The organism is Ferrovibrio sp., assembly GCF_965278975.1.
Lineage (GTDB): Bacteria > Pseudomonadota > Alphaproteobacteria > Ferrovibrionales > Ferrovibrionaceae > Ferrovibrio.
Genome location: NZ_OZ257126.1, coordinates 1,502,819 through 1,523,960 on the forward strand (window position 1 = coordinate 1,502,819; position 21,142 = coordinate 1,523,960).

Consider the following 21,142-nt stretch of genomic DNA (forward strand, 5'->3'; position numbering starts at 1 on the left):
GATGATGCTTGATGTCCGCACCCTGATTTTCGCCACTTTCGTCCTCGCCATCGGCGTCAGCCTTGCCTGGCTGCCGGTCTGGCGCGGCCAGCGCCATTTGCCTGGCGTGCGCACCTGGCTGCTGGCCACAATCTGCGCTGCTGCCGGCCTGGTGCTGCTGGCGCTGCGTGGCGTGGTCGATGGCTGGCTCTCGGTGATTGTCGGCAACCTGCTGGCGGTGCATGGCCAGGTGCTGGTGATGTTCGCCTTCGCCGATGTGCTGGGGCAGCAGCGGCCCCAGCGGCTGGGCTATGGCATCACCGGCCTCACCGCCGTGCTGTGGCCGGTGCTGTGGTTCGGCTGGCCGGATGAACTTGGTCTGCGCCAGACGATCTATGCCTGCTTCGCCATCAGCCTGTTTTCCTACATTGGCTGGATGCTGATCCGCGACCGCACGCTGCCGCATCTGCAGCGGCTGCCGGGTATCGTGTTCTCGATCTTCCATGCCGGCATATTGCTGCTGCATGGTGTCAGCGGCGCCTTGCTCAGCGAGGGTGCGGCCTATCTGCGCGGCACCGCCATGAATATCTTCTGGGCGTTCGAGAACACGCTGTCGGTGATTGCCTTTACTGTTGCCTTCGCTGTGCTGCTGGGTGCCCGCCTGACCGCAGATCTGCAACGCCGCAATCTGGCTCTGGCCGAGGAGATCGAAGCCCAGCGCGGGTTGCAGAGCCAGTTGCGCTCGGCACTGGATGCCGAAGCGAGCCTGCGCCGCGAGCAGCAGCGCTTCATCACCCGGGTCAGCCGCGATTTCGACGAGCCTCTGCACGGCATCACGCACAACGCCGAACGGCTTGGCAATCTGCCGCCGCCGCTGCAGGCCAGCATCCAGCCCCGGCTGGATGCCATCGGTGCGGCGGCGCAGCGGCTGCGCACGCTGATCGATACATTCCTGCTCGACCACCGCATCCATGGCGGCATGGCCGAGATGCGCCGTGATCCGGTTGAACTTGGTGCGCTGCTCGCCGACCTGATGCGCGAGCATGGCCGGCCCGGCGGCCGGCCCGGCGCCGAATGGCGGCTGCGGCTGACGCGGCCTGACACTGCTGTGACGGCGCGCGGTGATGCCGCGATGCTGGCGATCGTGTTCGGCAACCTGATCGACAACGCGCTGAAATATTCCGGCGTCGAGACCACGGTGGATGTCAGCCTCGCCCGCGAGCATGACGAGGCGGTGGTGATCGTGCAGGATCAGGGCATCGGGATTCCGGAACGTGACCTCGGCGCCATCGGGCGGCGCTTCTTCCGCGCCGGCAACACCGCCAATGTGCCCGGCACCGGGCTTGGCCTGTTCAGCGCCGCACGGTTGATCCAGTTCCATGGCGGCCGCTTCCTGGTCGATTCCTCGCCCGAGACGGGTACGCGCATCACCGTTCATCTGCCGCTGCATGACTCGGTGGCGGCGGCATGAAGGCGATGGCGGCCTGATGCTGGATATCCGCACCATATTGTTTGTCACCAGCGGGCTGGCCGCCGCCGCCAGTTTCGCCTGGGTGATGCTGTGGCTGTCGCATCCCAGGCTGCCCGGCCTGCGGATCTGGACGCTTGGCATCGTGATGATCGCGGCGGCCCTGGTGCTGCTGGCGCTGCGCGGCATGATCGATGGCTGGCTCTCGGTGGTGCTGGCCAATGTGGTCCTGATCCTGGGCCAGGGTTTCACGATCTTTGCCATTGCCGATCTGCTGCGCCGGCCGCGGCCACGCCTGCTGCTCTATGGCCTGGCGTTGCTCACCCTGGTGCTGTGGTCGTATCTCTGGTTCACCCGGCCCGATGATATCGGCATCCGCATCGTACTTTACGCGCTGTTCGCCGGCATGCAGTTCCTCACCCTCGCCTGGCTGGTCTACACCGATACCAGCTTTGAATGGCATGCGCGCGGGCCGATCTTCGTCCTCGCCTGGCTGCATTTCATGGCCTTGGCGGTGCGCGGTGTCGATGGCCTGCTGACGCCGGACGGCACACCCTACATGCTGGGCAATTTCTACAATGTGTTCTGGACCTTCGAGCACACCATCGCCCTGTTTGTCTATTCAGTGGTCTTCGCCATGCTGCTCGGCATCCGCCTGACCCGCGATGCGCAGAACCAGAATCAGGCCCTCACCGAAATCATCGCCACCCAGCGCATGCTGCAGGTGCAGCTGCGCGGTGCGCTGAGCCGTGAATCGACGATGCGGCGCGAGCAGCAGCAACTCATCACCCGCGTCAGCCATGAATTCGACCGCCCGCTGCGCCTCATCGCCGGCCATACCGAGGCGCTGCGCGCCGCGTCAGCGGATATCCGCGAGAAGATCATGCCGCGCCTGGATGCCATCAGCGGCGCCAATGCGCGGCTGAAACTGCTGATCCGCACCTTCCTGCTCGAACGCCGCATCCGCAACGGCATGGCCGAGATGCGCCATGAAGCCGTGGAACTGGGCGCGCTGCTGGGCAATCTGCTGCGCGAGCATGGCCGCCCCGGCGGTCGGCCCAATGCCGGGCAGCGGCTGCGGCTGGAAGCGCCGCAGGAAGCCGTTACCGCCCATGGCGATGCCGCGATGCTGGCCATCGTGTTCGGCAACCTGGTGGACAATGCGTTGAAATATTCCGCCAGTGATGCCGCCGTGGATATCAGCCTGCGGCGCGAGCAGGGTGAAGCGGTGGTGACGGTGCAGGATCGTGGCATCGGCATCCCGGAAAGCGACCTTGGCGCCATCGGCAAGCGCTTCTACCGCGCCGGCAACACCGCGAATGTGCAGGGTACGGGGCTCGGGCTCTTCAGTGCCGCGCGGCTGATCCAGTTCCATGGCGGCCGTTTCCTGGTGTCCTCGGCGCCTGAACAGGGTACGCGGGTCACCGTGCACCTGCCCTTGCAGCAGGGGGCCTGATGCTGCTGGACCTGCGCACATTGCTGATCGTGCAGGCGGCATTGATGCTGATCCACGGCATTGCCTGGGTGATCGTGTGGCGGGTGCAGCCGAAGCAGCCGGGCCTCAATGTGTGGACAGCATCGATCATCCTCAATGGCGCCGGCGTGGTGCTGCTGGTGCTGCGCGATGTGTTGCCGGCCTGGATTTCCAGCTACGTCGCCAATGTGATTTTCATCTACAGCGCCGGCCTGATGCAGTTCGCCCATGCCGATCTGCTGCACCGCCCACGCCAGACCCGTCTGGTCTACGGCAGCACCGCGCTGCTGGCCGTGGTCTGGCCGTTCCTGCTCGGCTTCTGGCCCGATGAACGCGGCTACCGCACCCTGCTCAACACGCCGCTGCTGGCCGCGCTGGCCTTCGGCATGGCCTGGACATTGTGGGGCGCCGCGCTGCCGCGCAACCTGCGCGCCGTCTGCGCCGGTGCCTGGCTGCTGCATGCCGGCTTCAGCCTCGGCCGTGGCCTGTCCGGCATCGGCGACACGGTACATGAGGGCGTCATGGATCCGTCGCTCAGCCGCCTGATCTGGGCCTGCGAGAATATTGTCGCCACCATCGCCGTCAGCATCGTGTTCGGCGTGCTGCTGGGCTTGCAGCTGCACCGCAATGTGCGCCAGCGCAACGATCAGCTGGTCGGCGAATTGCAGCAGCGCGCGAACATACAGCGTCAGCTCGATACTGCCCTGTCGCAGGAAGCCGCCTTGCGGCGCGAGCAGCACGGCTTCATCGCCCGCATCGCCGATGATTTCCGCAGCCCGCTGCTGCGCGTGATCGGCCGTGCCGAGGCATTGACGGCGGATCCGGCGGTTGCCGGCAGGGCGCATGCCATCGTCACTGCCGCGCACCGGCTGCGCACGCTGATCGATACATTCCTGCTCGACCGCCAGGTGACCGAGCATATGGCGCAGCTGCCGCAGGATGATGTGGAACTCGGCGGCCTGCTGGGCGATCTGGCCGAACAGCGCCAGCCGCCGGACCGTCCCGGCCGCATCCATCTGCGCCTGCCGGAAATCCCGGTGCGGGTGCAGGCCAATGCCGCCATGCTATCGCTGGCGCTGGCCAACCTGATCGATAACGCGCTGAAATATTCCCCGCTCGACCAGCCGGTGGCGCTCAGCCTCTCGATCACCGGCGAGGAAGCGGAAATCCGCGTCGCTGACCGCGGCATCGGCATCCCGGCGCAGGATCTGCACGGCATCGGCACGCGCTTCTTCCGCGCCGGCAATGCCGCCACGATTCCCGGCACCGGGCTTGGCCTGTTCAGTGCCGCGCGCCTGATCCAGTGGCATGGCGGGCGGTTCACGGTTCACAGCCAGCCCGGCCAGGGCACCATCTTCACGGTCTATCTGCCGCTTTCGGGCCAGCGCGACAACGCGCCGGAATCCGATCAGGCGGGAACCGGTCTGCACAGGAGCGGAAACCATGCTGCTTGATCAAAAGACGCTTGCGGTGGTGCTGGCGGCGGTGCTGCTGCTGCAAGGCATCGGCTGGCTGCTGATCTGGCGCAACCAGCCGCATACGCCCGGCGTGAAAACCTCGTTCATCTCCTCGCTGCTGTTCGTGCCCGGCCTGCTGCTGGTCAGCCTGCGCGGCGAGGTCAATGTCTGGATCAGCGATGTGGTGGCGAATTACCTTGGGGTTGGTGGCCTGGTGCTCACCCTGTTCGCGCTCGCCGACATGGCCGACCGGCCGCGCCCCTGGCGCATTGCCATCGGGCTCTATGCGCTGAACATCATCGCCTGGCCGCTCTATGCCCTGTTCGTACCCGGCCATATGGGCTGGATCGGTGCCATCGGCGCGGTGTTCGGCATTGGCATCGCGCTGGCCTGCGCGCGTGAAGCCTGGGGTGCGCAGCAGGCGCCCAAGGTGATCCGCGGCCTGATCACGGCGCTGAACCTGTTCCATGCCGCCTTCTCCACTTTCCGCTTCATCGACGGCCTGGAGGAAATCCTCACCGGCAACAGCCTGGTGCCAGCCGGCATCCGCGGCGTCTACTTCCTGGAATTCATCCTCTACGCCGCTTTCTTCTTCATCGGCATCGTTGCCCTGCTCGGCAGCCGGCTGGCCTATGCCCTGGTGCAGCAGAACGAGATGCTGCTGCGCGAGGCCGATCAGCGCCGGCTGCTGCAGGCCGAACTGGCCGCCGCCCTGGCCGAGGAAAGTGCGGCGCGGCGCGAGCAGCGGCATTTCCTCGACATGGTGAGCCATGAATTCCGCACGCCGCTGGCGATCATGGACCGCGCCGCCGAGATGATCGGCATCACGCTGTCGAACAAGCCGGAAGCGGCGCCGCAGCTGGGCGAAGTGGCGGCGATGCGCAACGAAGGCCAGCGGCTGCGGCTGATGATCGATGCCTTCCTGGCGCAGGAGCGGCTGCAAAGCGGCCTGGGCGAACCGCGCCGCGAGGCTTTCGATCTGGCCGACCAGCTTGATGAATGGCATGTCGGGCTGGATGAGCAGCAGGCCGCCCGGATCGATCTCGACCTGCCGCAGCGCTGCATGGTGCAGGGCGATCCCGATCTCACCCGCATCGCCATTGCCAGCCTGGTGGATGCCGCGCTGCATGGCGCCGGGATGCATGGTGGCGGGCCGCAGCCCGTGCCGCTGAAACTGCTGCTGCGCCAGGCAAAGGCGGAGGGCGGCGAGATGGCGGCCGAACTGATCCTGGAAGGCAATGCCCAGGCCAATGATGGCGAATCCCTGAGCGAAATTACCGCGCGGCGGCTGCTGGAAGCGCAGGGCGGCGAATTGCTCTGCGGTGCGGCCGCCGGGCCGGGCCGTCTGGCCGTGCTGCGGCTGCCCAGCCTGGTGCCGCAGCAGGCAGCCTGAAGTCATCGACAGATCAGATAAAGCAAAGAAGAGCCGGGAATGAAAGTTGATCTGCTGACCATGAACCTGGTGCTGCTGGTGCAGCTGGTGGTGCAGGCCGCCGGCTGGTTCGTATTGCAGCGGGGCGTGCGCGACATGCCGGGCGTGCGCAATATCGTGCTCGGTTCGGCGGCGGCGGCGCTCGGCGCCATCCTGCATGCGGTGCGCGAGTTTTCTCCCAGTTTCCTGATCATCTGTGCCGCCAACCTGATGGTGGTTACCGCCTATGCCACGGTGCTGGTGGGCATGATGCAGCTGGTGGGGCGGCCCACCCTGCGCTGGCTGGCCCGGCTTATGGTCGGCACCACCATCATATTGTGGCCGGCCATGCTGCTGCTGGCGCCGGAAAACACCACCATCCGCATTGTCGCCCTCACCGCTTTCATCGGCCTGCTGGCCACCGCCAGCGGCATCAATCTGATCTGGGCCAGCAATGTGCGGCCGTCGCTGCGCTGGACTTTGGTGGCGGTGAATCTGGCCCATGGCGGCACCTCGCTGCTGCGTGCCTTCCATGCCCAGTTCCTGCGCCCGAGCGATGCTTCCTGGCAGCTTGAGCCGGAACAGATTCTGTGGGTGCTGAGCACCATTCTGTATGCCGGGCTGCATTTCATCGCCCTGGTCGGCCTGGTCGGCAGCCGGCTGCTGAATGAGCTGACCCGGCGCAACGAGGCGCTGGCGAACGAGGTGGAGGCGCGGCGGCAGTTGCAGGTGCAGCTTAGCGCGGCGCTGGACAAGGAAGGCGAACTGCGCCGCGAGCAGCGTCTGTTCATCGACATGGTGGGACATGATTTCCGCACGCCGGTGGCGGTGATCGACCGTGCCGCCGAGATGCTGGAAAACCTGCTGCCGCAGGCCGGCCAGGCGGTGTTGCAGCGGCTGGAAACCATCCGTGGTGCCGGGCGAAGGCTGCGGCGGCTGATGGATACCTTCCTGGCCAACGAGCAGCTGGAAGGCGGCCTGAGTGCCGGGCGGCGCGAGCCGGTACTGCTGAAGCCCTTGCTGGAGGAACTCTGCCGGGATGTCGGCGCCAGCAATGCCGGACGCCTGTCGCTCACCGTGGCGCCGGCCGATGAGGCATTGGCGGCGCTCGGCGACCCCGACTGGATCGCCACCATCTGCGGCAACCTGATCGACAATGCCCTGAAATACTCAAGCCCGGATCAGCCTGTGAAGCTGAGCCTGGCGCGGCGGGATGGCCAGGTGCTGGTCGGCATCGCCGATCACGGCATCGGTATTCCGGCGGATGACCTGGCGCAGCTTGGCGAGCGGTTCTTCCGCGGTGCCAATGCCGCCAAGGCACGCGGTACCGGTTTGGGCCTGCATGCGGTGCGCCGGCTGCTGGAAGCACAAAATGGCGAACTAAGGTTGCGGAGTGATCCAGGCAAAGGCACCTATGCCGAGATAAGCCTGCCCGCCGCCTGAAGCGCATCAATTTGACGAAATACGACTAATCGCCACGAATTTCCCCAGACCGCATATCCAGCCAACTTAATACCTTCGTCGACAGTAATAATTCTTGTCGGCGGCTGGCCAATTCCGGATATTCAACCATGCGCAGCATGATCAGGACCAGCTGTGGCGGGCGGCATTGATGCCGCCGAATGAGTGATGTGAATGACGATGGCGTTTGAACCAGCGGGCAGTAGCGCCCAGAATCAGAATCCGAATATCCGCACCTTCCTGAAGGCGGCTGCGGCCCATGCGCGTTTCACCTCCAACATGCCGGCAGGCCAGCGCATCGTGATGCGCATGATCGATCTTTCCGGCCTTTCCGGCCTGAACCTCGATCTGCGCAGCGCCATCCTCACCGGCTGCACCTTCACCGATGCGATGCTGCGCGGTTCGCGCTGCGATGCTGCCAATCTGCAGGGTGCCGATTTCAGCCGCGCCGATCTTTCCGGTTGCAGCTTCGTGCGCACCGACATGCGCGGCGCCAACCTCACCAATGCCAAGCTCAATGATGCCATCCTGCGCGATGCCGATCTGCGCCCGGGCAAGATTCTGCGCCTGGTGAATGGCCGCGAGGAGGCTGAGGAGCGGGCCACCAACATGACCAACACCCAGATCGAGCGCGCGGATTTTTCTGGCGCCGATCTTTCCGGTGCCCTGCTCAAGCTGTCCTCGGCGGGCAGCGCGATTTTCCCGCGCTCGAATCTGTTCGCCGCCAATCTCGCTGGCGCCGATCTCACCGGCGCGGATTTCTCCGGCGCCAAGCTGCGCGAGGCCAATCTGGTCGGCGCCCAGGTGGCCGGTGCGAAATTCACCGGCGCCGATCTTTCCGGTGCCAACCTGCGCAATGTCGATCTGTCGAAATGCAATCTCGATGGCGCCGATCTTTCCGGCGCGGTGCGCCGCCGCCCGGCCAGCGAACTGCCCGACTGGCTGCAGCCGCTGATCGATGCCCATAGCGTGTGGATCAATACCAACGGCGCCAGCGGCACTAGGCTCGATCTCGGCGGCCGCTCGCTGATCGGCCTCGATCTCTCGGCTTTCGATCTGCGCGCCGCCATGCTGCGCGGCGCCGATCTGCATAACGTGCAGCTCGCGGAAGCCGATCTGACGCTGGCCGATATTTCGGAAGCCAACCTCAACGGCGCCAACCTGGATGGCGCGGTACTCGATGGCGCCAACCTCGCCGGTTCGGTGCTGACCAAGATCAAGGCGCGCGGCACCCGCTTCCTGGCGGTGCCGCTGCGCGATCCCGCCGGCCGCCCCACGGGCCGCAACTGGCCGGCCAATCTCAGCCGCGCCAATTTCAGCGAGGCCGACCTGCGCGGCTGCCGCTTCGGCGATGCCCGCCGCGAGGGCATGATGCTGGCCGGCGCCAACACCACCGGCTCGGATATCTGATGCCCCCGGCAATCCAGCGAGATTTGCCGCGTATCATATACAACTTCTCGGCAAGAGCAGCGGCCGCACCGCCGCACCGCCGCAGGTAGTCGACGGGAGGATAAAATTACATATACTGCGGAAATGGTTACCCGCGTCGAAGCAGCTTCACCCTCCCAGACTCGCGTTGTCGTCGTCGAAGACGAACCGTCGCTGCGTGTCGATCTGGTGGATTTTCTGCTGGCGCATGGCTATCAGGTCACCGGCATCGGCGATGCCACCGGTTTCCGCAATCATATCGCCTGGCACGGCGTGCCAGACCTGGTGCTGCTGGATGTCAATCTGCCCGATGGCAATGGCTTCGATCTGGCGCGCGAATTGCGGCAGGATTCCGATTGCGGCATCGTCATGCTCACCATGCGTTCCAGTGCCGATGATCGCGTCGAGGGCCTGGAAAGCGGCGCCGATGCCTATCTGGTGAAGCATGCATCCTTGCGCGAAATCGAAGCGACGATCCGCTCGGTGCTGCGCCGCCTGGAACAGACCCGCGCCACGGCGGAGGCCGGCACCAGCGATACCGGCGAAATACCCGCCAGCGATGCGCCGGGCTGGCAGTTCCAGCCGATGCAGTGGCAGCTCACGGCGCCCAATGCCGCCAGCGTGCGGCTGACCGGCAGCGAAGTGGCCTTCCTCTCGGCGCTGATCGAACGCGCCGGCAAGCCCTGCCCGCGCGATGAAATCGCCCGCGTGCTGTCGCGGCCCTCACTTCGCGCCGAGGACCGCTCGATCGATGCCCTGGTGCGCCGTCTGCGCCGCAAGATCGAGGAAGCCTCCGGCGGCGAAGCCCCGATCAAGATGGTCTACGGCATCGGCTACAGCTTCTCCGCCCCCGTCGCGGTGAAGGAAGGCTGAGGCGGCGGCGCGTCGCCCCCGCTGCCATCCGGGTGGATAGATGAAAGTCATCGGCATCCTCGGCGGCATGTCTGCCGCCTCGACGCAGATCTACTACCGCGAACTCTGTGCCCGCACGCGCCAGCGGCTCGGTGGCCTGCATTCGCCGGAACTGCTGATCCGCTCGCTGGATTTCGCCGGCATCGAAAAGCTCCAGGCTGCCGGCGAATGGCAGCAGGCCGGCGCGATCCTGAACCGCGAGGCCAAGGCGCTGGAGCGCGGCGGCGCGGCCTTCATCATCCTCGCCACCAATACCATGCATAAGCTGGCCACTGAGATGATGCGGGGTGTCTCGATCCCGCTGCTGCATATCGCGGATGCCACCGCCGCCAGCATCCAGAAGCAGAACCTGCGCCGCCCCGGCCTGATGGCGACGGCCTTCACCATGGAGCAGGATTTCTACACCGGCCGCCTCGCCGCCGCCGGCCTTGCGCCGCTGATCCCGGAAGCCGCCGACCGCGCCGAGACGCACCGCATCATCTATGAAGAACTCTGCCGCGATATCGTGACGCCTGAAAGCGAGGCGGCCTATATCGCCATCGCCGAGCGTCTCGTGGCGCGCGGCGCCGATTGCCTGATCCTCGGCTGCACCGAAGTCGGCATGCTGCTCAATCAGCGCAATCTGCGCGTGCCGGTATTCGACACCACGCTGATACATTGCGACGCCGCGCTGGAACTGGCGCTGGGCGTCGCGCCGTAGCCGGCTATTCGCCGATGGTGAAGCTGACGGGCTGATCCGCCAGGGTGCCATTGCCGATGCCCTTCAAGCCATCAGCCACAAAAACGAGCTTGCCGCTGCGGCCATCGGAACAATTCAGCGTGCCTTCGCCCTCACGCAGGTTGATATAGACATAACTGCCTTCGCAGGTGGCGCCACGGCTGGAGGTTACGTTGATCTTGCCTGAACGCTCGATACCGGGAAAAGCGTTACCCTTGAAGGTTTCGTCACTATTCCGCGCCGAGCCGCTCACGGGTACGGCCGTGCTGCACCCGGCCAGGACAAAAACACTGAGGGCGGTGAATACCAAGGCATGTCGGGGCATGATTGCTCCAAGAGTTGAGATCAAACCATGCAGGAAGACAAAGCCCCCCATATGGCGGTCACAGATTGCATCATCTATAAAAAATAAACCATGGGTAGCGGGCGAGATTGTTGGTGCGAAGCCCTGACGGGCATGTGTGGCAAGTAAAGCAGTGGCCGGTTACCCGGCCGGTACTGCGTATTCGCCTGCAGCCGGCAGGTACAAGACAAAGCCCTCATGACCATTCGGCGCCCTGCGGATTTCCAGTTCACCGCCATGGGCGCGTAAAAGCGACCAGCACAGCCCCAATCCAGAGGTGATGGCCGCCGGCGCCTTCAAGGATACCGGTTCGGTAATTTTCGCGGCATCGATCCAGTTTTCCGCATTCATGATCCAGATCTGAATCTGGTTTGCGGAATGAGCCGCGCTCAACATGATCGATGTGGCAGCCATCGAACCGGCTGCCGCCAGCACCAGATGGGCAATCGCATATGAAATCTGGAATCTGTTTCCGCGCAGAGGTGGAACCGCTGCCAGCGGCAGGACGATGATTTCCAGGGTCTTGAGTGCATTCAGTTCACGCACGCATTGCTTCACCGATGCGAGAAGCTCGTGAACATGCAGCACGCCGGCATTGTCGGATTGCAGGGTGGCAACAGCATGAAGATCCGAAAGCGCGCTGGCCGCACGGCGCGTATCCGCCAGGATGCTGGCGAGCAGATCCGCCATGTCATCATCCAGTGTTGCCGATAGTCTCAACTGCCGCTCGATGGTGGATGTATTGATGGAGATGGCCGCCAGCGGTTCGGCCAGCCGGTGCGCTGCCAGGGAAACCAGTTCTTCCAGCCATTGCCATTCACGCATCCCGCTTGATTGAATCATCTGGTCCAAACAATGCCCCCTACATCCCGAACCCAGGATGAGACCTTCTACTTTGGTCGAAATACGACCGCGCTGATTTAACCCCGACGCTACTTTAGAGCAGTAGAATCAAGTGGTATTTGCCCATCTTGCTGTTGCGTTGACATTTTTTGCTGCAACGCATGTAGCGGACGCTAAACTCTCCGCAGGCTCACATACGAGATGATGCGGAATACAGGGGCGAGGGTGTGATGCTTTCACTGGAACGCTTTGGCGGTTCGAAATTTCCCAGCTCCGGCGTGCTGGCAAGTTCAGCCAGCCGCGGCTGGCAGGGCATGATGGCGGAACTGCGCGCCCATCGCGCGGGAGAGATTCCGGCCATCTGTCCAAATCATATGGAGATAACCCTGGCGGTTGACGGTGTCGCGGGGGCGACAGTGGAGCGCCGCGGCAACGGGCAATTTCAATCGACGGCAGTGCGGCCCGGAACGTTGTGGCTCTGTCCCATCGGGGTGGCCGAAGATTCCATCCGCATCACCGCTCCCTTGCCGCGCATTCTCCATCTGTATCTGCCGAAAACCCATTTCTCGATGCTGTCCGGGATTACTTCGCGTGCGGTGAAGCCGGATGAGATTCCCTACCTTGCCGATATCGGGGATGATTTCCTGCGGCAATGCGGCTACAGAATCCTGCATGAACTGGAGAGTGAAAGTGCGGGCGGCGCCCTGTTCATCGAGCATCTGTCGATGTCGGTCGCGCTGCATCTGGCGTCGGCTTATACCGACGCGCCGCCAGCCAGCAGGCAGAATGACCGGCTTGGCGCATTGGACCGGCGCCGGCTGGACCGGGTGCTGGAGTATATCGAGAGAAATCTGGACAATGAACTCAGCCTCTCGGAATTGGCCGCCATTGCGTGTTTAAGTCCGTATCATTTTGCGCGGGCCTTCCGTGATACGATAGGCATTCCTCCGCATCGCTTTGTCAGCAAGCGCCGGCTGAAACTGGCGCAGCACCTGCTCCGCAACACGGCGCTGCCGCTGGTTGAAATCGCCCATACCTGCAAATTCTCATCACAAACCACATTCACCCGCGCTTTTCTCAGGCAGGTCGGGGTGACACCGGGTGAATACCGTAGGGGCTGCTGACCGACGGCGCAGCAGGTTTCATTACAATTTAAGTGTTTTGGCGTCCCCGGAGAGATTCGAACTCCCGACCCGCTGCTTAGGACGCAGCCGCTCTATCCAGCTGAGCTACGGAGACGTTGGGCGGAAACTACCGCGCCAGGAACGTTGAAGCAATGCGGGGCGCCCCCCACTTTAGCCGAGGGTGGGCCGATAAAATGGGATGCCCGCCTGCGCGGGCATGACGGCTTAAAAGGAAATAAGGCCCCCGTCCCCCGGCTTGGCCCGCAGCGCTTTACCGCTGCTTCAGCTTGGCCAGGGCGGCGAACGGGCTGTCCTTGATGATGGCTTCCTCGCGCTGGCGCTTTTCCTGTTCGCGCTGGCGCTTGGCCTGGATCGCCTTGCCCGACCGCAGGAACATCTCGATCGCCGGCTCGCCGTCATCCAGGCTGCGCTGCACCGGGCGATAGCCGAGCTTGATCAGCAGCAGGCGCAGCTGCTCGGTGCCGCAGCCGGCGAGATTCATCCATTCCACCGCCGGTGGGAAGGAACCATCCGGGCGCGGCTTGCGGCGCGCGGGCGGGGCCACAGGCTGGGCTGCGGGCGTGGCGGGTGCTGCTGCTTCCGCAGGCGCAGCATCCGTTGCCGGCGCTTCGCTTTCGCCTGCCGGGGCTTCTGCTGCCGGGGTTTCAGCCGCGATCACGGCTTCAACCGGCGCCTCGGCGGGGGCTTCGATTTCCTCGACGGCAGCGGCGACGGCTTCGGCTTCAGCAGCAGCAGCCTCGGCAGCCGCTTCAGTCTCGCTGGCGGTTTCGGGCTTGGCGGCTTCCGGCTTGATCGGCGTTACCGGAGCAATCGCGAAGATCGCCGGCGGATGCTTGGCATCCTGCTCGGCCTTGCGCGCGCCCTCGGCGATGCGCTGCACGATATCGAGGCGGTAGGCGCGGTTCTCGACGCGCAGGAAGCCGGCGGCGAGCCACCAGCGTTCCGGGCGCGGCTCGATGATATCGAGCGAAGTCAGGCCCGGCGGCGGCGGGCTGAGCGGCTGCTTCTCGTTGTTGATCGAGAACAGCAGGGTCTTGAGCTGCGTCGGCTTCGGCTTCAGCAGCTTCGGCACGAAGATATGCATCTCGCCGAAGGTGACGCCGAGGCGGCGCAGCGGATGGCGCGCCGCCTGGTCCATGGCGCGCAGCAATTCGCTCACATCCTCGCGCAGCACGGCGCCGAAATCATTGGCGAGCTGGAAGGCGATGCCGCGCGCGGCACCCTTCAGGTCGGCATCGCGCAGCTTGTAGAGATCGCCCAAATGCTGGCGCAGATGCGCATCGAGCCAGCGCTGCAGGCGGTCTTCCACGGCGCGGCGATGCTCAGCCGGCAAAGCCTCGTCGGCGAGCAGCAGCAGTTTCGGCTCCAGCGGCATCGGCCCCTTGGCGAGTTTCGCCAGCGCCGTGCCATGGGCATGGATCGGATCGTCCTTGAGGATGATCGCGCCTTCCGGCGACAGGCCGAAGCGGTCATCGGCGAGGCTGAGGATTTCCCGGGCGCGTTCTTCCAGGGCCGGGCCGAGGGCGCGATGCGCTGCGGCGCGCAATGCCCGCTCCTCCTCGCCGGTCTCATGCCCGTCCGGGGTAAAGCGCAAGCCGACAATGCGGCCAATGCTTTCGCCTTCAACCATGAGCGCGTCATCCTCTGCGATACGAATTGCCAATGTCTTGATATCGCGCAGGTGCCTGGTGAGCACCGTGGCGCGGCGGTCGACGAAACGCTGGGTCAGCCGCTCATGCAGCGCATCCGACAGCCTGTCCTCGATCGCCCGTGTCTTTTCCTGCCAAAGCGCGCCGTCGTCAAGCCAGCCGGCGCTTTTGCCTGGGTTGCGTCCCAGGTTGCGTTGAGACCCAACACTGGCACCCACACTGGCACGGTGCGCGATATAGGTCCAGGTGCGGATATGCGCCAGGCGGTTGGAGAGCGTATCGATATCGCCCTCGGTGCGGTCGATGCGGGTCAACTGGCCCTGCACCCAATCGGCCGGCAGGCGGCCATCGCGGTCGCAGAGATGGCGGTAGATCTGGCTCAGGAGCCGCACATGGCCGTCATGCAGGCTTTTGCGGAAATCCGGTATCTCGCAGACCTGCCACAGCAGATGCACGCGGTCATGGCCCTGGGCGCGGTGCAGGGTGTCGTCATCCTGCAGCAGCGCCTTCAGCGCCAGCAGGTCATCGGCTTCGCGCGCCCGCACCAGGCCCTCGCGCGGCGGCGGTGCGTCCAGGCTGCGCAGCAGGGCCTGGGGGCTGCGGTAATCCAATGCCGCGTTGCGCCAGCGCGCCACCGGCACCGGATCGAAATGGTGGTTCTCGATCCGCTCGATTATTTCCGGGTCCAGCGCCGGGCTGTCGCCGCCATAGGGATTGTTGGTGGTGCCGAAGGTGCCGTTGCGCAGGTGCCGCCCGGCGCGGCCGGCGATCTGGCCCATCTCCGAAGGTGTCAGCGGCCGGATCGAGATACCGTCGAATTTGGAGGTTTCGGCAAACGCCATGTGTTCGATATCGAGATTGAGGCCCATGCCGATGGCATCGGTGGCCACCATCACTTCCACTTCGCGGTTCTGGAACATCGCCACCTGGGCGTTGCGGGCGCGCGGTGAGAGCGCGCCGAGCACCACGGCGGCGCCGCCACGCTGGCGCCGCAGCAATTCCGCGATGGCATACACATCGCTGGCCGAGAAGGCAACCACGGCCGAGCGCGGCGGCAGGCGCGAGAGCTTCTTCGAGCCGGCATATTCCAGCGCCGACAAGCGCGGCCGGGCGATGAATTCCGCCTGCGGCACCAGGCGGCGGATCAGCGCCCGCATCGTGTCGGCGCCCAGGAACATGGTTTCCTGCGCGCCGCGCGCATGCAGCAGGCGTTCGGTAAAGATATGGCCACGCTCGGCATCGCCGCAGAGCTGAATCTCGTCGATACAGAGGAAGTCATACTGCCGCTCCAGCGGCATCGCCTCCACGGTGCAGACGAACCATTGCGCCTGCGGCGGCACGATCTTTTCTTCGCCGGTGACCAGGGCGACCCGCGCCGGCCCCTTGATCGCCACCGCGCGGTCGTAGATTTCGCGCGCCAGCAGGCGCAAAGGCAGCCCGATGATGCCGCTCTTGTGGGCCAGCAGGCGCTCGACGGCAAGATGGGTCTTGCCGGTATTGGTCGGCCCCAGCACGCAGAGCACGCGCCCCGATGCTGCCGTTGCCGGCCGCTGGATCGGCGCCTGATTTGTCATGGTAACGGGTGTGTCATGGCCGGGAGATGGCCTTGGTGATGCGGGCCTGGCTGTGCAGCACGCCATCGACACGGCATTCGGCTTCCAGGAAGGCCAGGGCGCGGGCGCGGCGCACCACCCGGCCGGTCAGTTCGGCCTGGGCGCCTGCCGGCACCGAGCGCAGATGCTGCACATGGATATCCACGGTCACGGCATGTTCAGCTTCGCTCGACTGGGTGATCAGCGCGCCATAGGCGGCGGGTTCCAGCAGGCCATTGAGGATGCCGCCATGCACATAGCCGCCGGTCACCAGGACATCGCCGCTGGCGGGAAAGCTTAAGCGGCACAGCCCCGGCGTCAGTTCCAGCAGGCTCAATCCGGCCCAGCGGTGGAACGGCACGGTCTCGACCAGCCGGCGCGCGGCGGCGGTTTTCCAGGCCTCCAGCGAGGCATCGATAAGCGCCTCCAGCGAGGCATCGACAGGCGGCGCGGCGGTCATGGCACATGTACTCCGGCAAATCCGGGCATAATTCTAGGCTGGCGGCGGCGGCCCGGGAAGGCTCGGGGGGTACATAGGTCTAGTGTTCAATCCCGCAGCATTCCGCTGTAGATTGTGGGCATCAAGTCGGTTTTGTTACTGCCCCGGGGTGTCGTGCCAGCAGCTCCGTTCCAGCCCTCTGCCTTTGTGCTGCCTGAAGACGCACATGCCAAGGTGCATGCGATCCATGGCTACTGGCTGGATTGTGCGCCGGCTCCCGGCCGCCTGCCGGGACGGCGCAGCATCGATCCGCTGCGCATCCCGCGCCTGCTGGAGAATATATGGCTGCTGGATGTGGTGCCCCGGCCATCGGATGCTTCCTCTCCTGATGCAGATATGATGGCGCCGCGTTTCCGCATGCGGCTGGTGGGCGGCGCCATGCGGCGCCATGGCATCCTGACCGCGCCGGGCGACTTCATTGAAAGTTTCCTGCCGCCCGATGCCTTGCCGCTGCGCGAATTGCATCTGCTGGCTGATACATGCTGTCCGGCCTGGTATCGCGGCCATGCCTTCATGCCGCATGACCGTGAACTGCACATGCTGGAACGCATCTTCCTGCCGATGGCGGAAGACGGCGAAACCGTGGATGTGGTGCTGGGCCTCACGGTGTTTTTCGACGAACAGGGCCGCGAGATGTAGGCTGCCCGGGTCCTGGGCTGGATGCCGGGCTAGATCGCGGGCGGGCCGAGGCCGGTGATGCCGCGCCGGTCCATCGCCACGGTCTTGATTGCCGCGTATAGCCGTTGCCCCGGCGTCAGGTTGAGCCTTTCAGCGGAAAGCCGGGTGATGCGCGCGATCACGTCGGCGCTGCCCTGGTCTGGCGCAAGACTGCAATCCAGCTTCACATCCACTGCCGCGCCGTCGCGCCGCACGATCTCGCTCACCTGGCCGCTGAAGATATTCAAGGCGCTGGAGCCCTGCGGCTTGTCCAGGAACAGCGTCACGTCGCGGGCGCGGATGCGGATATTCACGCTGGCATCCAGTGCCAGATCAAGCTGCGGCACCCAGAGCGGCCCGGCCGGGCTCAGCAGCTGCGTCAGGCCATGCGGCGCGTCATGCGCCGCGACACGGCAGGCCAGCACCGCGCCGGCTTCGTAGCGCCCGGTGAGCGGATAGAGATCCAGCCGCGCCGCCAGTTCCGCCACGCTGCCCACGGCCTCGACCCGGCCGGCCGAAAGCAGCACCACGTTGGTGGCCAGCCGCGTCACTTCCGGCAGCGCGTGGCTGACATGCACGATCGGGATGCGCAGCTCATCGCGCAGCCGTTCCAGATAGGGCAGGATTTCCTCTTTCCGCGCGGTATCCAGCGAGGCCAGTGGTTCATCCAGCAGCAGCAAGGCGGGCCGTGCCAGCAAGGCGCGGCCAATCGCCACGCGCTGCTTCTCGCCGCCGGAAAGTGTGCCGGGCCGCCGCGCCAGCAATTGTTCGAGGCCGAGCAGGGCCACCGTATGCTCGAAGCCATCGCGGCGCGGATTGATCATGCCATCGGCCAGCCAGCGGCCATAGAGCAGGTTGCGGCGCACATCCAGATGCGGCAGCAGCCGCGCATCCTGGAACACATAGCCGATGCGGCGCTTGTGCGGCGGCAGGAAAATCTTCGCCCGCGTATCCACCAGCACGCGGCCATCCACGGCGATGCGGCCCTCGCGCGGCCTGATCAGCCCGGCGATCAGGTTCACCAAGGTGGTCTTGCCCGCACCGGAACGGCCGAACAAAGCCGTGACGCCGGCGCCGCACTGGAACCGCGCCGCCAGCGTGAAGTCGCCCTGGCTGTGGCGGATATCGACGTCCAGGCTCAACGGCTTTGCCTCATTGCCCGCTCACCAGCCTGGTGGCGCGGCGTGAAAGAATCTCGCTCACGATCAGCGCCGCCACGGCCAGCGCAATGGAAATCAGCGTCAGGCGCATGGCAGGCCCGTCGCCGCCCGGCACCTGGGTGAAGGTGTAGAGCGCGGTGGGCAACGTCTGGGTTTCGCCCGGGATGTTGGAAACGAAGGTGACGGTGGCGCCGAATTCACCCAGCGCGCGGGCGAAGCTCAACACCACGCCGGCCAGCAGGCCCGGCAGCATCAGCGGCAGCGTGACGGTGAGAAAGACCACCGCAGCATTGGCGCCGAGCGTGCCGGCGGCCTGTTCGAGTTTCTGGTCCACGGCTTCGAGCGACAGCCGCATGGCGCGCACCATCAGCGGGAAGCCCATCACCGCGCAGGCCAGCGCCGCGCCGGTCCAGCGGAAGGCAAAAACGATGCCGAGATTATCCGCCAGCCAGGCGCCGAACAGGCCTCGGCGGCCGAACAGCACCAGCAGCAGGTAGCCGGTGACCACAGGCGGCAGGATCAGCGGCAGATGGATCGCCGCGTCCAGCAACGCCTTGCCGGGAAAATCACGGCGCGCCAGCAGCCAGGCGAAGAACAGCCCGAACGGAATGCTGAGCAAGGTGGCGGTGCCCGCCACCTTGAGGCTCAGCAGCAGGGCGGTGGTTTCTTCCGGCGTTAGGGTCACAAGCAGATGCTAGTTGATCTTGGCGTCCGCCGGCAGCATGGCGAAGCCATGCCTGGCGAAAATCGCCGCGGCGGCCGGGCTGCGCAGCCGGGCCATGTAGGCGGCAGCCGCGTCATTCTTGCTGGCGGCAAGAATGGCAGCCGGGTAGACGATCGGCGGATGGGTGTTTTCCGGGAAATCGGTCACCACGCGTACCTTCGGCTCGCTGGCCGCATCGGTGCGGTAGACGATGCCGAGCGGCGCTTCGCCGCGCGCCACCAGCGCCAGCGCGGCGCGCACATTCTCGGCCTGGGCGATGCGGTTGCCCACCTGCGGCCAGATATTCAGCGCCTCCAGCGCCGCCTTGCCGTATTTGCCGGCGGGCACGGCGGCCACGTCGCCCATGGCGAGGCGGCCATCGGCGCCCAGCAGGGCTGCCAGATTGGCATTGCTGCCAAGCGTGATCGCCGCCTTGCTGTCCGCCGGCGCGATCAGGGAAATGCGGTTGCCGAGCAGGTTGGTGCGCGTGGCGTTGCGCACCAGGTTGCGCTGCTGCAGGTAATCCATCCAGTCGAGATCGGCGGAAATGAACACATCGGCCGGAGCGCCGGCTTCGACCTGGCGGGCCAGCGCCGAGGACGCGGCATAGGAAACCTTGACGCCAGCCTGTCCCGGGGCCTGGCCCTGATTGATCTCGTCCAGCGCGTTCTTCAGCGAGGCGGCGGCAAACACCAGCAGGTCCTGGGCCTGGGCTTGTGCCTGGGCTTGAGCCGGCGCATTGAACAGCAGGCCGAGGCCGAGCAGCAGGGCGGCAAGAATACGCATGGCGTTGTTCCTCAGGCTTCAAGTGTCCGTTATGTCCTGGAAACTATAACGCGGGACCTGGAAGAATCTCAAGCGCTATAGCCGCGCGGAAATTTCGCTGCTCTATCAGATCTATTTCGCGGCTTTGCCGCGCAATTTGCGCAGGGCCGCCACATCGGCGGCACAGGCCGCCTCACTCGCCGCCACCATGGCGCGATAGCGCGCCAGCACCTCGCTGCCCAGCTTGGTCAATGTGGCACCGCCGCCGGCCTTGCCGCCGGTCGCCGCCGTCACCAAAGGCGTGCGGAAATAGCCGTTCAGGGTCTCGGCCAGCAGCCAGGCGCGCTTGTAGCTCATGCCCAGCCGGCGCCCGGCCGCGGCAATCGAGCCGGTCTCGGCAATGCCCTGCAGCAGATCGGCCTTGCCGGGGCCAAGAAAGGCCTCGTCATCCAGCACGATGCGCAGCTTCACGGGCGAGTTCGGAACTTTCTTCGTCGGCATGGCGGGAGTGTAGCGGCTCAACCGAGCCGGCGGAAGGCGGCCAGGGTTTCGCGCAGGCCGCGCTGCAACGGCTTGTCGCGGCGCAGCACCAGGGCCAGCTTGCGGGTCAGCTTCGGTGCCAGCGAGCGCCAACTCAGGGCATCGTCGGGCTGCGCCGTTTGCGGCAGGGCCATGCGCGGCAACACGGTGAGGCCGAGCCCGGCGCCGACCAGTTGCTTGATCGCTTCGACACTGCCCAGTTCCATCGCCGCGCGCGGCGCCAGGCCGGCGCCGGCAAACCAGGTATCCACCAGGCTGCGGGTATTGGCGCCGGTCTCGTAGAGCACCAGGGGCTGCTGCGCCAGCCAGGCTGGCGTCACCGCTTTTGGCCAGGCGGCGAAATCGCCCGGTGCCACGGCAACGAATTCATCATTCAGCAGCGGCTCGGCCTGGAAGGCGCGGCCCAGTTCCGGCACCCGGCCGCGCCGGCGCGGCGGCAATGTCACCAGGGCCAGGTCGAGCCGGTTCTCGGCCACGGCGCGCAGCATGTCGTCGGTATTGCCGGTATTCACCGTCAGCTCCAGGCCGGGGAAACGCTGGCGCAGTTCGCGCAGCAGCGGCGGCATCAGGTAGATGCAGGCAGTGGCGCCGGAGCCGATACGCACCCGGCCGCCGACTTCGGCTGCATGCTGTGCCAGGTCGGCCACCGCTGCTTCCACCGCCGCATCGATCCGCCCGGCATGCAGCAGCAGGGCGCTGCCCGCCGCCGTTGGCAGCACGCGCTTGCCCACCCGTTCGATCAGCCGCGCGCCGAGCCGGCTTTCCAGCTGGCGCAATTGCAGGCTGATCGCCGGCTGGGTCAGGCCGCGCCGCGCCGCCGCCGCCGAGAAGCTGCCCAGCGCCACGATATCGGCGAAGGCCTGCAGGTGGTCCAGGTTCAGCCCGCGCATGGCAAAGAATTCCTTATGATCAGCATAACAAGACAAAATTTTACTTAT

At 65.5% G+C, this 21,142-nt stretch carries 19 protein-coding genes and 1 tRNA gene; 10 read left to right on the top strand and 10 right to left on the bottom strand.

The window, feature by feature from the left end:
* The first annotated feature begins 1 nt into the window (after position 1).
* From ACQY7X_RS07350 to ACQY7X_RS07385, 8 genes are all read left to right on the top strand, one after another.
* Positions 2–1,450 carry a sensor histidine kinase gene (locus tag ACQY7X_RS07350; RefSeq protein WP_428249209.1) on the top strand — a complete coding sequence of 483 codons (1,449 nt, stop codon included), beginning with the start codon at positions 2–4 and terminating at the stop codon, positions 1,448–1,450.
* Positions 1,428–2,903: a sensor histidine kinase gene (locus tag ACQY7X_RS07355; protein ID WP_428249211.1), complete on the top strand. Its 1,476-nt coding sequence runs from the start codon at positions 1,428–1,430 to the stop codon at positions 2,901–2,903. Before ACQY7X_RS07350 ends, ACQY7X_RS07355 begins: the two co-directional genes overlap by 23 nt.
* On the top strand, positions 2,903–4,375 hold the full coding sequence (locus tag ACQY7X_RS07360) for a sensor histidine kinase (protein ID WP_428249212.1): 1,473 nt from the start codon (positions 2,903–2,905) through the stop codon (positions 4,373–4,375). Before ACQY7X_RS07355 ends, ACQY7X_RS07360 begins: the two co-directional genes overlap by 1 nt.
* A complete protein-coding gene (locus tag ACQY7X_RS07365) occupies positions 4,365–5,771 on the top strand; it encodes a sensor histidine kinase (RefSeq protein ID WP_428249214.1) in 1,407 nt (468 codons plus the stop codon). Before ACQY7X_RS07360 ends, ACQY7X_RS07365 begins: the two co-directional genes overlap by 11 nt.
* 39 nt (positions 5,772–5,810) lie before the next feature.
* A complete protein-coding gene (locus ACQY7X_RS07370) occupies positions 5,811–7,232 on the top strand; it encodes a sensor histidine kinase (protein WP_428249215.1) in 1,422 nt (473 codons plus the stop codon).
* A 192-nt stretch (positions 7,233–7,424) separates the two neighbouring features.
* A complete protein-coding gene (locus ACQY7X_RS07375) occupies positions 7,425–8,660 on the top strand; it encodes a pentapeptide repeat-containing protein (protein ID WP_428249216.1) in 1,236 nt (411 codons plus the stop codon).
* A gap of 123 nt (positions 8,661–8,783) precedes the next feature.
* Complete coding sequence (locus ACQY7X_RS07380; RefSeq protein WP_428249218.1) at positions 8,784–9,551, top strand: response regulator transcription factor; 768 nt, start codon at positions 8,784–8,786, stop codon at positions 9,549–9,551.
* A gap of 40 nt (positions 9,552–9,591) precedes the next feature.
* Positions 9,592–10,290: an aspartate/glutamate racemase family protein gene (locus tag ACQY7X_RS07385; protein WP_428249219.1), complete on the top strand. Its 699-nt coding sequence runs from the start codon at positions 9,592–9,594 to the stop codon at positions 10,288–10,290.
* A gap of 4 nt (positions 10,291–10,294) precedes the next feature.
* Here the strand turns inward: ACQY7X_RS07385 and ACQY7X_RS07390 are convergent, their stop codons facing one another.
* Positions 10,295–10,633 carry a hypothetical protein gene (locus tag ACQY7X_RS07390; protein WP_428249221.1) on the bottom strand — a complete coding sequence of 113 codons (339 nt, stop codon included), beginning with the start codon at positions 10,631–10,633 and terminating at the stop codon, positions 10,295–10,297.
* A gap of 159 nt (positions 10,634–10,792) precedes the next feature.
* Positions 10,793–11,503 (bottom strand): hypothetical protein, encoded by a 711-nt coding sequence (locus ACQY7X_RS07395; RefSeq protein WP_428249222.1) that lies wholly within the window; start codon positions 11,501–11,503, stop codon positions 10,793–10,795.
* A gap of 221 nt (positions 11,504–11,724) precedes the next feature.
* On the opposite strand from ACQY7X_RS07395, the gene ACQY7X_RS07400 reads away from it, so the two are divergent.
* Positions 11,725–12,618 (top strand): helix-turn-helix domain-containing protein, encoded by an 894-nt coding sequence (locus tag ACQY7X_RS07400; RefSeq protein ID WP_428249223.1) that lies wholly within the window; start codon positions 11,725–11,727, stop codon positions 12,616–12,618.
* A 38-nt stretch (positions 12,619–12,656) separates the two neighbouring features.
* Here the strand turns inward: ACQY7X_RS07400 and ACQY7X_RS07405 are convergent.
* From ACQY7X_RS07405 to ACQY7X_RS07415, 3 genes are all read right to left on the bottom strand, one after another.
* A tRNA-Arg gene (locus tag ACQY7X_RS07405) sits at positions 12,657–12,733 on the bottom strand.
* A 156-nt stretch (positions 12,734–12,889) separates the two neighbouring features.
* Positions 12,890–15,862: a helicase-related protein gene (locus tag ACQY7X_RS07410; protein WP_428249224.1), complete on the bottom strand. Its 2,973-nt coding sequence runs from the start codon at positions 15,860–15,862 to the stop codon at positions 12,890–12,892.
* A 13-nt stretch (positions 15,863–15,875) separates the two neighbouring features.
* Positions 15,876–16,340: a PaaI family thioesterase gene (locus ACQY7X_RS07415; RefSeq protein WP_428249225.1), complete on the bottom strand. Its 465-nt coding sequence runs from the start codon at positions 16,338–16,340 to the stop codon at positions 15,876–15,878.
* 153 nt (positions 16,341–16,493) lie between these two features.
* Between ACQY7X_RS07415 and ACQY7X_RS07420 the strand changes: the two genes are divergently transcribed.
* Positions 16,494–17,018: a hypothetical protein gene (locus tag ACQY7X_RS07420; protein ID WP_428249226.1), complete on the top strand. Its 525-nt coding sequence runs from the start codon at positions 16,494–16,496 to the stop codon at positions 17,016–17,018.
* A 29-nt stretch (positions 17,019–17,047) separates the two neighbouring features.
* Here ACQY7X_RS07420 and modC read toward each other — a convergent pair whose 3' ends face one another.
* The 5 genes from modC to ACQY7X_RS07445 all read right to left on the bottom strand — a co-directional run bounded on the left by modC (position 17,048) and on the right by ACQY7X_RS07445 (position 21,094).
* Positions 17,048–18,178, bottom strand: coding sequence for a molybdenum ABC transporter ATP-binding protein (gene modC, locus ACQY7X_RS07425; protein ID WP_428249227.1), 1,131 nt, complete (start codon positions 18,176–18,178; stop codon positions 17,048–17,050).
* Between the two features lie 10 nt (positions 18,179–18,188).
* The gene (gene modB / locus ACQY7X_RS07430; protein WP_428250042.1) at positions 18,189–18,887 is read right to left on the bottom strand and encodes a molybdate ABC transporter permease subunit; all 699 of its coding nucleotides are present in this window, start codon (positions 18,885–18,887) and stop codon (positions 18,189–18,191) included.
* 3 nt (positions 18,888–18,890) lie between these two features.
* Complete coding sequence (gene modA, locus ACQY7X_RS07435) at positions 18,891–19,685, bottom strand: molybdate ABC transporter substrate-binding protein (RefSeq protein WP_428249228.1); 795 nt, start codon at positions 19,683–19,685, stop codon at positions 18,891–18,893.
* Between the two features lie 111 nt (positions 19,686–19,796).
* Positions 19,797–20,165, bottom strand: a complete 369-nt coding sequence (locus ACQY7X_RS07440) for a winged helix-turn-helix domain-containing protein (protein ID WP_428249229.1) — start codon at positions 20,163–20,165, stop codon at positions 19,797–19,799.
* 17 nt (positions 20,166–20,182) lie between these two features.
* Positions 20,183–21,094: a LysR family transcriptional regulator gene (locus tag ACQY7X_RS07445; RefSeq protein ID WP_428249230.1), complete on the bottom strand. Its 912-nt coding sequence runs from the start codon at positions 21,092–21,094 to the stop codon at positions 20,183–20,185.
* Between the last annotated feature and the right edge of the window lie 48 nt (positions 21,095–21,142).

Bases quoted from the DNA above. Each gene is read 5' to 3' on its own strand.
- ACQY7X_RS07350 (WP_428249209.1), top strand. From the start codon at position 2: ATGATGCTTGATGTCCGCACCCTGATTTTCGCCACTTTCGTCCTCGCC.
- ACQY7X_RS07355 (WP_428249211.1), top strand. From the start codon at position 1,428: ATGACTCGGTGGCGGCGGCATGAAGGCGATGGCGGCCTGATGCTGGAT.
- ACQY7X_RS07360 (WP_428249212.1), top strand. From the start codon at position 2,903: ATGCTGCTGGACCTGCGCACATTGCTGATCGTGCAGGCGGCATTGATG.
- ACQY7X_RS07365 (WP_428249214.1), top strand. From the start codon at position 4,365: ATGCTGCTTGATCAAAAGACGCTTGCGGTGGTGCTGGCGGCGGTGCTG.
- ACQY7X_RS07370 (WP_428249215.1), top strand. From the start codon at position 5,811: ATGAAAGTTGATCTGCTGACCATGAACCTGGTGCTGCTGGTGCAGCTG.
- ACQY7X_RS07375 (WP_428249216.1), top strand. From the start codon at position 7,425: ATGACGATGGCGTTTGAACCAGCGGGCAGTAGCGCCCAGAATCAGAAT.
- ACQY7X_RS07380 (WP_428249218.1), top strand. From the start codon at position 8,784: ATGGTTACCCGCGTCGAAGCAGCTTCACCCTCCCAGACTCGCGTTGTC.
- ACQY7X_RS07385 (WP_428249219.1), top strand. From the start codon at position 9,592: ATGAAAGTCATCGGCATCCTCGGCGGCATGTCTGCCGCCTCGACGCAG.
- ACQY7X_RS07390 (WP_428249221.1), bottom strand. From the start codon at position 10,633: ATGCCCCGACATGCCTTGGTATTCACCGCCCTCAGTGTTTTTGTCCTG.
- ACQY7X_RS07400 (WP_428249223.1), top strand. From the start codon at position 11,725: ATGCTTTCACTGGAACGCTTTGGCGGTTCGAAATTTCCCAGCTCCGGC.
- ACQY7X_RS07410 (WP_428249224.1), bottom strand. From the start codon at position 15,862: ATGACAAATCAGGCGCCGATCCAGCGGCCGGCAACGGCAGCATCGGGG.
- ACQY7X_RS07415 (WP_428249225.1), bottom strand. From the start codon at position 16,340: ATGACCGCCGCGCCGCCTGTCGATGCCTCGCTGGAGGCGCTTATCGAT.
- modA (WP_428249228.1), bottom strand. From the start codon at position 19,685: ATGCGTATTCTTGCCGCCCTGCTGCTCGGCCTCGGCCTGCTGTTCAAT.
- ACQY7X_RS07440 (WP_428249229.1), bottom strand. From the start codon at position 20,165: ATGCCGACGAAGAAAGTTCCGAACTCGCCCGTGAAGCTGCGCATCGTG.
- ACQY7X_RS07445 (WP_428249230.1), bottom strand. From the start codon at position 21,094: ATGCGCGGGCTGAACCTGGACCACCTGCAGGCCTTCGCCGATATCGTG.